Raw genomic sequence first — 14,099 nt, forward strand, 5'->3', positions numbered from 1 at the left:
GCTACGCCGCCAGGTCCCGGCGGCGCAGGGCCGCCAGACCGGCCGCCGTCAGGGCCGCCGCCAGGGCGGTGAGCACCAGCGACGGGGCCGGGTCCCAGGCACCGGGGCCGGGCAGCTTCGGCAGGTGGGCGAAGGGCGAGAGGTCCATGACCGCCTGCGGCAGCCCGAGGGCCGGCCCGATCCAGCCGAGGGCCAGCGCCGCACCGGCCACCGCCCACGCGGCGACGGCGTACCGGGGGGCCGCCCCGTACAGCAGGACCGCGAGCGCCCCGACCGCCCACACCGCCGGGAGCTGCGCCAGGCAGGCGCCGACGGTCGCGGCCGGGCCCGCACCGGCCCCGTCGCCCCCGCCGTGCCCGAGTCCCAGGCCGATCCCCGCCAGCAGCAGGATCAGCGCCGAGCCCCCGAAGGCGACGGTCAGGTGCCCGCCGGCCCAGCGCAGCCGGCCGACGGCGTTCGCGAGCAGCGGCTCGGCCCGCTGCGAGGTCTCCTCCCCGTGCAGCCGCAGCACGCAGGAGACGGCGAACAGCGCGGCGGCCATGCCCAGCAGCCCGGCCATCGCCGCGAGGAAGGCGTCGGTCAGCCCGCTCTGCCCGCCCATCCGCTCGATGATCCGGCGGGTCCGCTCGTTGTCGCCGACCACCTCGGCGGCGCCGTCCGCCATCCCCCCGAAGACCAGACCGGCGATCAGGAACGCGGCGCTCCAGGCGAGTACGGTGCCCCGCTGGAGCCGCCGGGCCAGCGCCCCGGCCGATCCGAGCCGCCCCTCGGCCGGGCCCGGCCGGTCGGGCAGGAGGCCCGCACCCAGGTCGCGCCGGCCCGCCAGCACGTAGGCCCCGCCCGTCAGCGCCGCCGCACCGGCGGCGAACAGGCCGAGCACCCACCAGCGTTCGCCCGCGAAGGCCCGTACGTTCTCCAGCCAGCCCAGCGGCGAGGCCCAGGTCAGGGCCGACCTCCCGCCCGGGGTCCCGGCGTCGCCCACCGCCCTCAGCACGAACGCGGCCCCCAGCACGCCCGCCGTCAGACCCTTCGCGGCCCGGGCGCTCCCGGTCAGCTGGGCGGCGACGGCCGCCGCGCCCGCGAAGAGCATTCCCGTCCCGGCGATGCCCAGCCCGAGGGCGAGGGCCCCGGAGGCCCCCTGCCCGGCGAGGCCGCCCGCGACGAGCACGGCCACGGCCGCGTCGGCGGCGAACGCGGCGAGCAGGGCCGCCGTCAGCGGGGCCCGGCGGCCCACCGCGCCCGCCCCGAGCAGCTCCTGACGGCCCGTCTCCTCCTCCTCGCGGGTGTGCCGGACGACGACGACCAGGCTCATCACGGCGGCGAGCACCGCCCCGAAGACCCCCGCCCGCCAGGCGGTGAGGGCGCCGAGGGACTCGCCGGACACCGGCCCGTACAAGGCGCGCATCGAACCGTTGGCGTTCATCGAGGCGGCGACGGAGGCCCGTTCGGCGGCGGTGGCGTACACGCTGCCGAGCGAGCGCGGCATGCTCACCACCAGCAGCCCGGTGACCAGCACCCAGACCGGCGCCGTCACCCGGTCCCGGCGCACCGCCAGCCGCAGCAGGGTCCCGGTGCCGGCGAACCGGCCGGTCATCGCCCCTCCACCGCCTCCGGCGCGTAGTGGCGCAGGAAAAGCTCCTCCAGGGTGGGCGGGGTCGCGGTCAGCGACCGCACGCCCGAGGCGGTGAGGGCGCGCAGCACGGCGTCCAGCCGGTCGGTGTCGGCCTGGAGGCTGACGCGCGCACCGCGCACCTCCACGTCGTGGACGCCGGGCAGCTGCGCGACGCCGTTCGGCGGGCCGGCGAGCTCGGCGGTGATCGACGTACGGGTGAGGTGGCGCAGCTCGGCGAGGCTGCCGCTCTCCACGGTGCGGCCGGCGCGGACGATGCTGACCCGGTCGCAGAGCGCCTCGACCTCGCTGAGCAGGTGCGAGCTGAGCAGCACGGTGCGGCCCGCGTCGCGCGCCTCGGCGACGCAGCCCTGGAAGACCTCCTCCATCAGCGGGTCGAGGCCGGAGGTGGGCTCGTCCAGGACCAGGAGCTCCGCGTCGGAGGCGAAGGCGGCGACCAGGGCGACCTTCTGGCGGTTGCCCTTGGAGTAGGTGCGGCCCTTGCGGGTCGGGTCGAGTTCGAACCGCTCCAGCAGCTCGGCCCGCCGCGCCCGGTCGAGGCCGCCGCGCAGGCGCCCGCAGAGGTCGATGACCTCGCCGCCGGTGAGCTCCCGCCAGAGCGTCACGTCTCCGGGGACGTACGCGATGCGGCGGTGGAGGGCGACGGCGTCGGCCCAGGGGTCGCCGCCGAGCAGGGTGACGGTCCCTGCGTCGGCGCGCAGCAGGCCGAGCAGGATCCGGAGGGTGGTGGACTTGCCGGCGCCGTTGGGGCCGAGGAAGCCGTGGACCTCGCCGGTGGCTACGTCCAGGTCGAGCCCGTCCAGGGCGCGGGTGCGGCCGAACGCCTTGTGGAGTCCGGTGACGCCGATGGCCTTCGTCATGCCTCCGAACGTACGCTCCTTTCACAAAATTGTGAAGATAGCGAATCGCGTAAAGTTCAGGGTGTGACGAGGGACGACGTACAGGCCGAAGTGCAGGACGCCGCGACGCGTGACGGGGAAGCGGTCTCCCGCTTCGTCGAGCGGTTCGCCGCGCAGCTCACCGAGGCGGGCATGCAGCGCATGGCCGCCCGGGTCTTCTCCTGCCTGCTCGCGAGCGACGGCGGTGCGATGACCTCGGCGGAGCTGGGCGCCGCCCTGCGGATCAGCCCGGCGGCGGTATCGGGCGCCGTCGCCTACCTGGCGCAGCTCAACATGGTCAGCCGGGAGCGCGAGCCGGGCTCCCGCCGGGACCGCTACGTGCTGCACAACGAGCTCTGGTACGAGACCTTCACCCGCCGGGACCAGGCCCTCACCCGCTTCGAGCAGACCCTGCGCGAGGGCGCGGCCGGCCTGGGCACGGACACCCCCGCGGGTTCGCGGGTCGCGGAGACGGCGGCGTTCTTCGCGTTCCTCCAGGAGGAGATGCACGGCCTGATGGACCGCTGGCGCGTCCACCGGGCCGGCCTCCGCCTGCCGTAGCCGCCCGGGGGGGCGAGCCCGCGCCCCACACGCCGGCGGGGCCGGAACCTCCGCCCCCGCCGTCAGCCCCTCGGCAGGGTCAGGGACCACGCCCCCGGGTGGCGGGTCCACGTCCGGCGGCGGACCGGGGCACCGGGCGGGGCGTGGTCGGCGCGGTAGCGGAAATCCGTGGCGGGGCCGGCCGCGGACACCGTCACCACCTCCCCGCTGCCCGTCAGCGGCGCCCCGCCCGAGAGGCGGACCACCACCCGCGCCGGCCCGCCGTCCTCCCGCGCCCGCACGGCCACGTCCTCCACCGGCCGGTCCCCGTCCACCAGCACCGCCCCGTCGACCTCCACCCGGAGCGACTGCACCGGCCGGCCCGCGCCCCGCGCCGCCGCCGGAGCCGGCAGCAGCGTCCGCAGCAGCGACCGGTACCCCCCGGCCCGCCACAGGGCCGGCGCCGGCTGCGCGGCGATCCTCAGCCCGCCCAGCACCACCCCGCCGCAGTCGTCCACCAGCAGGTCCCGGGTCCGCGTCACCCCGTCCAGGGCCGCCCGCGCCGCGAACACCGCCGACAGCGGCACCCCCAGCGAGCGGGCCAGCGCCAGCGACCCGGCCGGCCCCACGGGCACCAGGGAGACCGCGCCGTCCCCCGGCTCCGGCTCCCGGTGCTCCCGGTGCAGCAGCCCCACGGCCCGCACCAGCGCCCCGTCGTCACCCACCACCACGGGCCGCCGATGACCGCGGCGGGCGAGCGCCCGCGCAAATTCCTCCTGCGAGTCCGGGAGACAGATTTTCGCCGCGGCCCCCGCCGACAGCACATCCTTCGCGATGCGCACGGACTCGCCGTCAAGACGGCGGGCGACCGGGTCGACGAGCACGAGCAGACCGCCTACCGGCGCGCCCGCATGGCTCATGGTGGGCTCTGGAGCCGACACCTCGGTCCTTCCTCGGGTAGCATCTTTGTGCAAGAGGCCCTTGCGCTATTGCGCCAGGGCCTTCGTCTATTCCGGGGCACCGGTCCGACGGCTCAGCCTGCGGTGTACATCGTCGTACGCCCCCTGACCTTGGACATGCCCCATCCGGAAGAGGTGTACGCCTGTGCCCGCTCTTGTGCTGCTCGGAGCTCAGTGGGGTGACGAGGGCAAGGGAAAGGCCACCGACCTGCTCGGTGGTTCCGTTGACTATGTGGTGCGCTACCAGGGCGGCAACAACGCCGGCCACACGGTCGTCGTAGGCGACCAGAAGTACGCGCTGCACCTCCTCCCCTCCGGCATCCTCTCCCCCGGATGCACGCCGGTCATCGGCAACGGTGTCGTCGTCGACCCCGCCGTCCTGCTCTCCGAGCTGCGCGGCCTGAACGAGCGCGGCATCGACACCTCCAAGCTGCTCATCAGCGGCAACGCGCACCTCATCACGCCGTACAACGTCACCCTCGACAAGGTCGGCGAGCGCTTCCTCGGCAAGCGCAAGATCGGTACGACCGGCCGCGGCATCGGCCCCACCTACGCGGACAAGATCAACCGCGTCGGCATCCGCGTCCAGGACCTGTACGACGAGTCGATCCTCAGCCAGAAGGTCGAGGCGGCGCTGGAGAACAAGAACCAGCTCCTCGCCAAGCTCTACAACCGGCGCGCCATCGAGGTCGAGGCGATCGTCGAGGAGATGCTCCAGTACGCGGAGCAGATCAAGCCGTACGTCGCCGACACCACCCTGATCCTCAACAACGCGCTGGACGAGGACAAGGTCGTGCTCTTCGAGGGCGGCCAGGGCACCCTGCTCGACGTCGACCACGGCACGTACCCCTTCGTCACCTCCTCGAACCCGACCGCCGGCGGCGCCTGCACCGGCACCGGCGTGGGCCCGACGAAGATCAGCCGCGTCATCGGCATCCTCAAGGCCTACACCACGCGCGTCGGCGCCGGCCCGTTCCCGACCGAGCTGTTCGACGAGGACGGCGAGGCGCTGCGCCGCATCGGCGGCGAGCGCGGCGTGACCACCGGGCGCGACCGCCGCTGCGGCTGGTTCGACGCCCCGATCGCCCGCTACGCGACCCGCGTGAACGGCCTGACGGACTTCTTCCTCACCAAGCTCGACGTGCTCACCGGCTGGGAGGAGATCCCGGTCTGCGTCGCGTACGAGATCGACGGCAAGCGCGTCGAGGAGCTGCCCTACTCGCAGACCGACTTCCACCACGCGAAGCCGATCTACGAAACCCTGCCGGGCTGGTCCGAGGACATCACCAAGGCCAAGACCTTCGCCGACCTGCCGAAGAACGCGCAGAACTACGTGAAGGCGCTGGAGGAGATGTCGGGCGCCCCGATCTCCGCGATCGGCGTCGGCCCCGGCCGCACCGAGACGATCGAGATCAACTCCTTCCTGTAGTCCACAGGGCGGTACACGGCGGAGGGGCGGGGCACGCGACGCGTGCCCCGCCCCTCCGCCGTCCCCCCGTCGTCCGGGAGCCCCTACGCCCCGAACACCTCCGCGAGCAGCCGCTTCTGGGCCCCGGCGAACAGCCCGCCCACGCCCGCCATGTCGAGCCGGGCTTCTCCGCAGGTCAGCGAGGCGGTGAAGGTCGTGCTGCCGTCGGGCGAGCCGAACATCAGGGCGCCCCAGCCCCACATGCCGCCGTTGTGGGTGTAGACGGTGCGGCCGTCCTCCGTCTCCTGCACGAACAGCCCGAGGCCGTAGCCCATCGTGGGGTGCGGGGTGCGCATCGCGTCCAGCAGCCCGGCGGGCAGGATCCTGCCGCCCATCAGGGCGGAGAAGAAGACGTGCAGGTCGCGGGTGGTCGAGATCATGTCACCGGCGGCGGAGATCCAGGAGGGGTTCGAGCGGGTGACGTCGAGCGACTTCCACTCACCCCCGTCCTGGTAGGTGTACGTCGCACGGGCGTGCGGCTCGGGGATCTCCGGCGAGGCGTCCGGCACCACGGTGCCCGTCAGGCCCAGCGGGGTCAGGATCCGCCGCTGCATCTCCTCGGCGTACGGGCGGCCGGTGACCTCCTCGACGAGCAGCCGGGCCAGCACGTAGTTGGTGTTGGAGTAGCTCCAGTCCGTTCCCGGCTCGAACCGGGCCGGCTTGGACAGGGCCAGCCGGACCAGTTCCTCGGGGCGGTAGGTGCGGAAGAGGTTGTCCACCCATTCCCGGCCCTCCCAGGCGATCCCCGGGGCGGTCGTCCCGTCCTCGTAGTACTCGCCGGTGAAGTTGAACAGCCCGCTGGTGTGCTGGAGCACCATCCGCAGGGTGATCCGCGGGTCCAGGTCGTACGCGGGGAGGCGGTCGGCGACCGGGCCGTCGAGTTCGAGCAGGCCGTCGGCCACCAGGAGGAGGACGAGGGTCGCGGTGAAGGTCTTGGTGTTGCTGCCGATCCGGAAGTGCCCGTCGGTCGGCGGCTGGGCGCTGCCGCCCGGCTCGGCCACTCCGGCGCTGCCGACCCACTCGCCGCGCGGGTCGTTCACGCGCAGCTGCGCACCGGCCCAGCCGGAGTCGACGATGTCCTGGAGGGCGGTCTGGAGCTCGGGGCGGTTCTGCTCGGACATGGTGGTGTGCTCCTCGGTAAGTGGGGTGGGAACGTCGTACGGGCGGTGCGGTCTCCGTCGCCGCTGCGTCTGTCCATGCGGGACGGTCAGATGCTGCGGGCGGTGATGTCGCCGTAGGAGGTGGTCGCGCGGATGGTCAGGGCGGCGGCGGAGCCGTCGGTGTTGTTCAGCGCGTTGTGGATCCGGCCGGAGTCGGTGCCGGCGTCGAGGGTGGCGGAGACCCCGCGGGCGGCGGCGACCGAGATGGAGCCGTGCCGGGTGGTCAGGGTGAGCGCGCCCCGGAAGGCCTCGGAGACGGTGATGTCGCCCTTCTGGGTGCTGACCTCCGCGGGGCCGTTCAGGCGGCCGAGCGCGACGTCGCCGTCCTGGACGGTGAGCCGGACGGACGCGGCCTCGTCCAGCTCGACCCGGGCCTGCGCGGCGTCGAGGACGACGTCGCCCAGGCGCCCGACGCCCCGGAACTCGGCGGCGGCCAGGGTCGCCGTGACGTGCGAGCCGGCGGGCACCTGGACGGTCACGTCGACGCGGCCGGAGTTGCCCGTGATCCGGTTCTTGGCCGGTGCGGCCGCGATCCGCAGGACCCCGTCGCGGAACTCGACCCCGGTCTCCTCGGCCGCCTTCACGTCCCGGCTCTTCGAGGCGTCCGCCGGGCGGACCTCGACGGTGGCGTCGGACCGGTCGGAGGCGATGAAGCGGACCCGTCCGGCCGGGATGTCGAGGACGGTCGGGACGGCGGTGGTGGTGGCGAACGTCTGCATGGCGGTCTCCTCTGTCCGGCTGCGCCCGTCGGTGTTTCCGACAGGAGAAACGCTAAGTTGCGTTCGGAGATGAGGCAACGCAGTCGTTGCATACAACCTTCATTTATGCAGTTCAGAGCGTTGAAATCGTTGCATCGGTTCGGAATCTAACGCAATGAAACCTCCATCAACGTTGCAATGGAATGAGGGTGAACGCTATGCTGGCGACCCCACCGCCCGCCCACCGCCGAGGAGGCCGCAATGCCCGGAGGCAGACTCACCCAGCCCGAACGCCAGCAGATCGCGCTGGGGCTGGCCGACGGACTCGCCTACGCCGAGATCGCCCGGCGGCTCGACCGTCCGACCTCGACCGTCACCCGCGAGGTCATGCGCAACGGGGGCCCCGCCTCCTACCGCGCCGACCTGGCCCACCGCGCCACCGAGCACCGCGCCCACCGCCGCAAGCCGGCCGCGCCCCGCGGGCCCCAGGCCCCGCCGCTGGCCCACGGCCGCGACGCCGAGGCGGTGGCCGCGTACGAGGAGACCTTCACGACGGTCCTGATCGCGACGGGCACGCCCAAGATGATGGCCCGCGTGATGACCTGCCTCTACACGAGCGACTCCGGCAGCCTCACCGCGGCGGAACTCGTCCAGCGGCTCCAGGTGAGCCCGGCGTCCATCTCCAAGGCGATCGCCTTCCTGGAGACCCAGGGGCTCGTCCGCCGGGAGCGCGACGAGCGCCGCCGCGAGCGGTACGTCGCCGACAACGACGTCTGGTACCAGTCGATGATCGCCAGCGCCCGGGGCACCGCCCACCTCGCCGAGACCGCGCGTCAGGGCGTCGGCGTCTTCGGCCCCCAGACCCCCGCCGGAGTCCGCCTGGAGAACATCGCGCGGTTCGTCGACTTCGTCTCCGAGAGCATCACCCGGGCTGCGGAGCAGGCGCGCGAGATCCTGCACACGAAGCCGGATCCGGCCCGGCCGGACGACGACGCCTGAGGAAATCCTCCGCGGGCCGTCACACCGGGGCCCTCCCGGGGGTCAGTGCAGTGAAGGCCGCCGCACCGGGCGGCGGCCGCAGCCCCGGGAGACAGCCGCCATGACGACCCCCTCCGCATCCACCCCCTCCACCCCCTCCACCCCCTCCACCCCCTCCACCCCCTCCGCCTCCTCCGCCTCCTCCTCGACCGCCCCGGTCTCCCGCATGCCCGACCCGGGCAGGTTCGTGCCGGAGCTGGCCGAGGTCAGCGCCGCCCTCTTCCGCGCCACGGGCAACCGGTCGGTGCCGCGCAGCACGATGAGCCTCGTGCACCTGCGGGCGGGGCAGATCGTGGGCAACACCTACCTGACCGTCCTGAACACCGGCTTCCTCCGGAAGGCCGGGGTGTCCGAGGAGCGGATCACCGCCGTCGCCTCGTGGCAGGACGCCCCCTACTTCGACGACGCCGAGCGCGCCGCCCTCGCCCTGGTGGAGGCCACCCTCCAGCCGGCCGCACCGGGCCGGGAGCGCGTCCCGGACGCGCTGTACGCGGAGGCCGCGCGGCACTACGACGAGAAGGCGCTGGCCACCCTGACCATCGCGATCGGCCAGATCTCCTTCTTCATCGCCCTGGCCGTCATCGGCAAGCCGCAGCCGGTGGAGTCGCTCGCGGCCCGGCAGTGGGACTGAGGGTCGCGCCCCCGCCGGGCCCTACCAGGCGAGCTGCGCGATCTCCTCGGCCACCACCGCGCAGGCGCCGGCCGCCGGGTCGATCAGGGGGAAGTGGCCGACCCCCTCGACCAGGGTGAGGCCGACCATCTCGCCGGCCTTCGCCGCCGCGGCCGCGTACGACTCCGCCACCGCCGGCGGGACCACGATGTCCTCGCGGCCCTGGACGACCGTCGTGGCGATGCCCGTCGGGAGGAGGGAGGCGGGGTCCGCCGAGGGCCGGCGGGCGTCCCAGTGGGCCGGCCCGCCGAGGAGCTGGGAGGAGGCGCCGCCGCACACGCCGAGCTCCTCCGCGACCTCGAAGTCCGCGATGGGGGCCAGGGCCACCACCCCGCGCAGTTCCGGCGGGGCGGGCAGGCGCCACGGGGAGCCGGCCGGGAGGACGTGGCGCGCCGCCGCCCACAGGGCGAGCTGGCCGCCCGCCGAGTGGCCCGTGACCACCGTCCGGCGGGGGTCGGCGGAGGGCAGGGCCGCCTCGACGAGGCCGGGCAGGGCGTCCATGGCGGCGGCGACGTCGTCGAAGGTCTCCGGCCAACGGCCCGCCACCGGACCCTCGGAGCCCTGGTGGGGCAGGGAACTGCCCCGCCGGTACTCGACGTTGGCCACGGCGAAACCGCGCCGGGCCAGGAGGTCCGCGAACGGGGTGATGTGCTGCCGGTCGTACGGGGCGCGCCAGGCGCCGCCGTGCAGGACGACGACGAGCGGAGCCGGCCCCGGGGCGTCCCCGCGCGGGGCGTAGAAGTCGACGACCTGGTCGGGGTGTTCCCCGTACGCGGCGCTCGCGTCCGGTGCGACCGGGAGGTGCGCGAAGGCCGAGGCGGCCTCGGCGGCGTCCCGTTCGACTGCGGGGTCCGTCATCGGCTCGACCTCTCGGTAACGCGTGTGACACCGGGGACAGATGTTCCGGTGTTTCCGGCAGAGCGGGACCGTATCAGGCTGCCACGCGCCCCTGGCCTCCGGGACGAGCGCGCGCGGAGGCGGGCGGAGCCACAGCCCCGCCCGCCCTGCGGCGTGACGTTTCGCTACCGCGTCACCCGAAAATGTGACCCAGCGTGCGCGCCGCGCGCTCGGCATCGGCGAAACCGACGTACAGCGGGGTGAACCCGAAGCGCAGGACGTCGGGGGCGCGGAAGTCGCCCACGATGCCCCGCGAGATCAGCTCGGCCATCACCGCGCGGGCGTCCGCCGTGCGCAGGGAGACCTGGCTGCCGCGCTCGGCGTGCGCCTCCGGGGTGACCACCTCGACCAGGCCCGGCGGGACGTACGCCGCCACGCAGTCGAGGAAGAAGTCGGTCAGGGCCAGGGACTTGGCGCGGACCGCCTCGACGTCCACGTCCTCCCAGGCGTCCAGGGCCGACTCCAGGGCCAGCATGGACAGGATGTCCGGGGTCCCGACGCGCGCCCGGGCGGCGCCCTGGGCGGGCGTGTAGTGCGGGGTCATCGCGAAGGGCTCGGCGTGGCTGTTCCAGCCGGGGAGCGGGGAGTCGAAGGCGCCCTGGTGGCGCTCGGCCACGTAGACGTAGGCCGGGGAACCGGGGCCGCCGTTGAGGTACTTGTACGTGCAGCCGACCGCGAGGTCGACGGCGTGCGCGTCGAGGCCGACGGGAAGGGCCCCGGCGCTGTGGCAGAGGTCCCAGACGATCAGCGCGCCCGCCGCGTGGGCGGCGGCGGTGAGGCCGGGCAGGTCGTGGAGCCGGCCGGTGCGGTAGTCGACGTGGTTGAGGAGGACCACGGCCGTGGTCGCGTCCATCGCGCCCGCCGCGTCGGACGGGTCGACGGGGACGAGCTCCAGGCCGGTCATCCGGGCGGCGGAGGCGGCGATGTAGCCGTCCGTCGGGAAGGTGGTGGCGTCCACCAGCATCCTGGTGCGGCCGGGCGCGGCCAGCCGGGCCGCGCCGACGAGGGCCTTGAAGAGGTTGACGCTGGTGGAGTCGCCGACGGTGACCTGGCCGGGGGCGGCGCCGACGAGCGGGGCGATGCGGTCGCCGATCCGCTCGGGCGCGGTCCACCAGCCGCTCTCGTCCCAGGAGCGGATGAGCAGCTCGCCCCACTGGCGGTGGACCGCGTCGGCCACCGCGCCGGGGACGCCCGCCGGGAGGGCGCCGAGGGAGTTGCCGTCGAGGTAGACGACGCCGTCGGGGAGGGTGAAGCGCTCGCGGAGCTTGGCGAGGGGGTCCTCGGCGTCGAGGCGGGCGGCGCGGGCCTGGAGGTCCTTGAGTATCGCGTCAGACATGGCTGCGGGCCGTCCAGAGCTCGGGGAAGACGTTCTTCGAGGCGCGCTTCTCCAGCCAGGTCACGCCGGCGGAGCCGCCCGTGCCGGTCTTGGCGCCCATCGCGCGGCGGGTGGCGACCAGGTGGTCGTTGCGCCAGCGCCAGACCAGCTCGGCCACGTCGGTGAGGACCTCGCCGAGCCGGTGCAGGTCGGCGTGAGCGCCGGCGGGGTCGGCGTAGAGGTCGGTCCAGACGGCCTCGACCGCGGCGGAGGGCTCGTAGCGCCGGGAGAGGTCCCGGTCGAGCACCGACTGCGGGACGGGCAGGCCGCGGCGGGAGAGCAGGCGCAGGGTCTCGTCGTAGAGGCTCGGCTCCTGGAGGGCCTTCTCCAGCTCGGCGTGGACGCGCGGGGCGCCGCGGTGCGGGACCAGCATGGACGCCGACTTCTCGCCGAGGAGGAACTCCATCCGGCGGTACATCGCGGACTGGAAACCGGAACCCTCGCCGAGGGCGCTGCGGTAGGCGTTGAACTGCGCGGGGGTGAGCTGGGCCAGCGGCCGCCAGGAGTGGTTGAGCGCCTCCAGCTCCCGGAGGGATCGTTTCAGCGCGTCCATCGCGACCGGGATGTCGTCCTCGCGCAGGGCGCGGGCGGCGGTCTCCCACTCGTGGACGATGACGGTGAACCACAGCTCCATGACCTGGGTCGTGACCAGGAACACCATCTCGCCGGGGTCGTCCGAGCGCAGGTGCTGGAGGTGGGTGAGGACGTCCGCCTGGACGTAGTCCTCGTACGGGGTGGTGCCGTCGAAGTCGAGGTTCGGGGTGTCCGAACCGGCTCCGGAGGCATCAAGGGCGTGCGACATCGCTGTCTCCTCGACACGTGCTTCCGGGTAGCGGTCCGCTCCTTCCGAGTGGGTAAGTGGAGCCCCGGTCCCCTGCATCGCATCATAAACAGGAGATCCGGGGCGCCTCTAGGGCACTCGGCCCGGCCGTTACGCGAGCGTGTCCGCCGCGGTCGGGGACGAGTCGCGCAGGAAGGTCGAGCAGCGCTCGTACTCGTCCTTCTCCCCGATGGCCCCGGCGGCCCGGGCCAGGGCGTGCAGGGCGCGCAGGAAGCCGCGGTTCGGCTCGTGCTCCCACGGCACCGGGCCGTGGCCCTTCCAGCCGGCGCGGCGCAGGGCGTCCAGGCCGCGGTGGTAGCCGGTACGGGCGTACGCGTACGACTCGACGGTCCGGCCGGCGTCGTAGGCCTCGTCGGCGAGGGCGGCCCAGGCGAGGGAGGAGGTCGGGTGGGCGGCGGCCACCTCGGCCGGGGCGGTGCCGGCGGCGAGGGCCTCGCGGGGCGCGGGCTCGTCGGGCAGGTGGGTGGGGGCGGGGCCCCCGAGCAGGTTCTGGTGAATCGACATGCGTTCAGTGTGTCCGATCACCGGGTCCGGCGCGGCCGGGCGGCAGACCTGTCCCGCCCCGTCTCCTCCTGCGCCGGCGCGCTGCGGGAGGGTGCCGCCGTCCGGGGGACGGCGGGCCGCCGGACGGGGTCCGTCGGGGTGGCGGCGGGGCGGTGGCCCTCCAGGGGCTCCGCGGCCGCGGGCCGGTCCGCGGCGGCCGGGTGGCGGGGGCCCGGGGGGACGGCGGCCGGGCGGCCGGCGGCGAGCTCCCGGCGCAGCACCGGGACGATGCGCTCGCCGAGGAGGTCGATCTGCTCCAGCGCGGTCTCCAGCGGGATCCCGGCGTGGTCGACGGCGAAGAGCTGGCGCTGGCAGTGCCCGTACGCCTCCCGGAAGCCGAGGATCTTCTCGATGGCCTCGTCCGGGCTGCCCACGGTCAGCGGGGTCCGGGCCGCGCACTCCTCCAGCGACCAGTGCCCCGCGTACGCCGGCGAGCGGTCGAAGTAGGGGCGGAACTCGCTCAGCGCGTCCTGCGAGCGGGTCCGTACGAACAGCTGCCCGCCGAGCCCCACGACGGCCTGCTCGGGGGTGCCGTGGCCGTGCTCCGCGTAGCGGGCGCGGTAGAGCTCGACCAGGCGGGCGTAGTGCCCGACGGGGGCGTGGAGGTTGTCGGCGAAGAAGCCGTCGCCGTAGTACGCGGCCCGCTCGGCGGCCTCCGGGGAGCGCACCGAGGCGTGCCAGACGAAGGGCGGTACGCCGTCCAGCGGGCGGGGCGTGGAGGTGAAGCCGTCCAGGCGGGCGCGGGAGCGGCCCCGCCAGTGGACGTCGGTCTCGCGCCAGAGCCGGTGCAGCAGGGCGTAGTTCTCGCCGGCGAGCGCGAGGGCCTCGCGGAGGTCCTGGCCGAACCAGGGGTAGACGTCGGGGGTGTTGCCGCGGCCGGCGATCAGGTCGAGGCGGCCGCCGGCCAGGTGCTGGAGCAGCGCGTACTCCTCGGCGACGCGCACCGGGTCGTTGGTGGTGATCAGGGTGGTGGCGGTGGAGAGGATCAGCCGCCGGGTGCGGGCGGCGACGTACGCGAGCAGGGTGGACGGCGAGGAGCAGACGTAGGGCGGGTTGTGGTGCTCGCCGGTGGCGAAGACGTCGAGGCCCGCCTCCTCGGCGCGGACGGCGAGGGCGGTCATGGCCCGGATCCGCTCGTGCTCGGTCGGCATGCGTCCGGTCCGGGGGTCGGGTGCGAGCTCGCCGACCGAGAAGATGCCGAACTGCACGCCGCCGCTCCCGCCTTCTCGCGCCTCCCGGCTCCCGCCTCCCGCCTCCCGGCTCCCGGTCCCGGGGGTCCCGACCGTGCCCGATCTGCGGTGATCCGGCCAGGTCCGGGCCGACAGTCCGTCAAGTCGCCGGGGTGGTGGGGATCCCACCACCTCCGGCCCGAGCGCGGTGACCGGCGCACCTCCCCCAACGG

14 protein-coding genes are annotated in these 14,099 nt (G+C 74.4%); 4 read left to right on the forward strand and 10 right to left on the reverse strand.

What is annotated here, in order from left to right; genetic code table 11:
* Position 1: 1 nt before the first annotated feature.
* Positions 2-1,594, reverse strand: a complete 1,593-nt coding sequence (locus ACIRBY_RS12360) for an ABC transporter permease (RefSeq protein ID WP_403899856.1) — start codon at positions 1,592-1,594, stop codon at positions 2-4.
* The gene (locus tag ACIRBY_RS12365) at positions 1,591-2,490 is read right to left on the reverse strand and encodes an ATP-binding cassette domain-containing protein (RefSeq protein ID WP_403899858.1); all 900 of its coding nucleotides are present in this window, start codon (positions 2,488-2,490) and stop codon (positions 1,591-1,593) included. Before ACIRBY_RS12365 ends, ACIRBY_RS12360 begins: the two co-directional genes overlap by 4 nt.
* 63 nt (positions 2,491-2,553) lie before the next feature.
* Between ACIRBY_RS12365 and ACIRBY_RS12370 the strand changes: the two genes are divergently transcribed.
* Entirely contained in the window at positions 2,554-3,069 is a 516-nt protein-coding gene (locus ACIRBY_RS12370; RefSeq protein ID WP_403899860.1) for a GbsR/MarR family transcriptional regulator, read from the forward strand.
* Between the two features lie 62 nt (positions 3,070-3,131).
* Here ACIRBY_RS12370 and ACIRBY_RS12375 read toward each other — a convergent pair whose 3' ends face one another.
* Entirely contained in the window at positions 3,132-3,968 is an 837-nt protein-coding gene (locus ACIRBY_RS12375; protein ID WP_403900543.1) for a diacylglycerol kinase, read from the reverse strand.
* Between the two features lie 184 nt (positions 3,969-4,152).
* On the opposite strand from ACIRBY_RS12375, the gene ACIRBY_RS12380 reads away from it, so the two are divergent.
* Positions 4,153-5,436: an adenylosuccinate synthase gene (locus tag ACIRBY_RS12380; protein ID WP_390688174.1), complete on the forward strand. Its 1,284-nt coding sequence runs from the start codon at positions 4,153-4,155 to the stop codon at positions 5,434-5,436.
* Positions 5,437-5,519: 83 nt separating this feature from the next.
* On the opposite strand, the gene ACIRBY_RS12385 is transcribed toward ACIRBY_RS12380, so the two are convergent.
* Both ACIRBY_RS12385 and ACIRBY_RS12390 read right to left on the reverse strand, forming a co-directional pair.
* Positions 5,520-6,596, reverse strand: coding sequence for a serine hydrolase domain-containing protein (locus ACIRBY_RS12385; RefSeq protein ID WP_403899862.1), 1,077 nt, complete (start codon positions 6,594-6,596; stop codon positions 5,520-5,522).
* Between the two features lie 86 nt (positions 6,597-6,682).
* Positions 6,683-7,354: a DUF4097 family beta strand repeat-containing protein gene (locus tag ACIRBY_RS12390; RefSeq protein ID WP_403899864.1), complete on the reverse strand. Its 672-nt coding sequence runs from the start codon at positions 7,352-7,354 to the stop codon at positions 6,683-6,685.
* A 240-nt stretch (positions 7,355-7,594) separates the two neighbouring features.
* On the opposite strand from ACIRBY_RS12390, the gene ACIRBY_RS12395 reads away from it, so the two are divergent.
* Together ACIRBY_RS12395 and ACIRBY_RS12400 are read left to right on the forward strand one after the other, a co-directional pair.
* Positions 7,595-8,332 (forward strand): helix-turn-helix domain-containing protein, encoded by a 738-nt coding sequence (locus ACIRBY_RS12395; protein ID WP_366449829.1) that lies wholly within the window; start codon positions 7,595-7,597, stop codon positions 8,330-8,332.
* A 205-nt stretch (positions 8,333-8,537) separates the two neighbouring features.
* Positions 8,538-9,002: a carboxymuconolactone decarboxylase family protein gene (locus ACIRBY_RS12400; RefSeq protein WP_403900545.1), complete on the forward strand. Its 465-nt coding sequence runs from the start codon at positions 8,538-8,540 to the stop codon at positions 9,000-9,002.
* A gap of 21 nt (positions 9,003-9,023) precedes the next feature.
* Here ACIRBY_RS12400 and ACIRBY_RS12405 read toward each other — a convergent pair whose 3' ends face one another.
* The 5 genes from ACIRBY_RS12405 to ACIRBY_RS12425 form a co-directional block, all read right to left on the reverse strand.
* Positions 9,024-9,899, reverse strand: coding sequence for an alpha/beta hydrolase (locus ACIRBY_RS12405; RefSeq protein WP_403899866.1), 876 nt, complete (start codon positions 9,897-9,899; stop codon positions 9,024-9,026).
* A gap of 172 nt (positions 9,900-10,071) precedes the next feature.
* Positions 10,072-11,274 carry a kynureninase gene (kynU, locus tag ACIRBY_RS12410; protein ID WP_403899868.1) on the reverse strand — a complete coding sequence of 401 codons (1,203 nt, stop codon included), beginning with the start codon at positions 11,272-11,274 and terminating at the stop codon, positions 10,072-10,074.
* Complete coding sequence (locus ACIRBY_RS12415; RefSeq protein WP_403899870.1) at positions 11,267-12,115, reverse strand: tryptophan 2,3-dioxygenase family protein; 849 nt, start codon at positions 12,113-12,115, stop codon at positions 11,267-11,269. The genes kynU and ACIRBY_RS12415 overlap by 8 nt, the downstream gene beginning before the upstream one ends.
* 129 nt (positions 12,116-12,244) lie before the next feature.
* Entirely contained in the window at positions 12,245-12,658 is a 414-nt protein-coding gene (locus ACIRBY_RS12420; protein ID WP_403899872.1) for a DUF3151 domain-containing protein, read from the reverse strand.
* Positions 12,659-12,675: 17 nt separating this feature from the next.
* Positions 12,676-13,905 carry a CE1758 family FMN-dependent luciferase-like monooxygenase gene (locus tag ACIRBY_RS12425; RefSeq protein ID WP_403899874.1) on the reverse strand — a complete coding sequence of 410 codons (1,230 nt, stop codon included), beginning with the start codon at positions 13,903-13,905 and terminating at the stop codon, positions 12,676-12,678.
* Positions 13,906-14,099: the final 194 nt, after the last annotated feature.

It is taken from the genome of Streptomyces sp. NPDC096136 (assembly GCF_044763325.1).
Classification (GTDB): domain Bacteria; phylum Actinomycetota; class Actinomycetes; order Streptomycetales; family Streptomycetaceae; genus Streptomyces.

Excerpts from the sequence above, each read along its gene's own strand:
- ACIRBY_RS12360 (WP_403899856.1), bottom strand. The coding sequence starts at position 1,594 with ATGACCGGCCGGTTCGCCGGCACCGGGACCCTGCTGCGGCTGGCGGTG.
- ACIRBY_RS12365 (WP_403899858.1), bottom strand. The coding sequence starts at position 2,490 with ATGACGAAGGCCATCGGCGTCACCGGACTCCACAAGGCGTTCGGCCGC.
- ACIRBY_RS12375 (WP_403900543.1), bottom strand. The coding sequence starts at position 3,968 with ATGAGCCATGCGGGCGCGCCGGTAGGCGGTCTGCTCGTGCTCGTCGAC.
- ACIRBY_RS12385 (WP_403899862.1), bottom strand. The coding sequence starts at position 6,596 with ATGTCCGAGCAGAACCGCCCCGAGCTCCAGACCGCCCTCCAGGACATC.
- ACIRBY_RS12390 (WP_403899864.1), bottom strand. The coding sequence starts at position 7,354 with ATGCAGACGTTCGCCACCACCACCGCCGTCCCGACCGTCCTCGACATC.
- ACIRBY_RS12395 (WP_366449829.1), top strand. The coding sequence starts at position 7,595 with ATGCCCGGAGGCAGACTCACCCAGCCCGAACGCCAGCAGATCGCGCTG.
- ACIRBY_RS12400 (WP_403900545.1), top strand. The coding sequence starts at position 8,538 with ATGCCCGACCCGGGCAGGTTCGTGCCGGAGCTGGCCGAGGTCAGCGCC.
- ACIRBY_RS12405 (WP_403899866.1), bottom strand. The coding sequence starts at position 9,899 with ATGACGGACCCCGCAGTCGAACGGGACGCCGCCGAGGCCGCCTCGGCC.
- kynU (WP_403899868.1), bottom strand. The coding sequence starts at position 11,274 with ATGTCTGACGCGATACTCAAGGACCTCCAGGCCCGCGCCGCCCGCCTC.
- ACIRBY_RS12415 (WP_403899870.1), bottom strand. The coding sequence starts at position 12,115 with ATGTCGCACGCCCTTGATGCCTCCGGAGCCGGTTCGGACACCCCGAAC.
- ACIRBY_RS12420 (WP_403899872.1), bottom strand. The coding sequence starts at position 12,658 with ATGTCGATTCACCAGAACCTGCTCGGGGGCCCCGCCCCCACCCACCTG.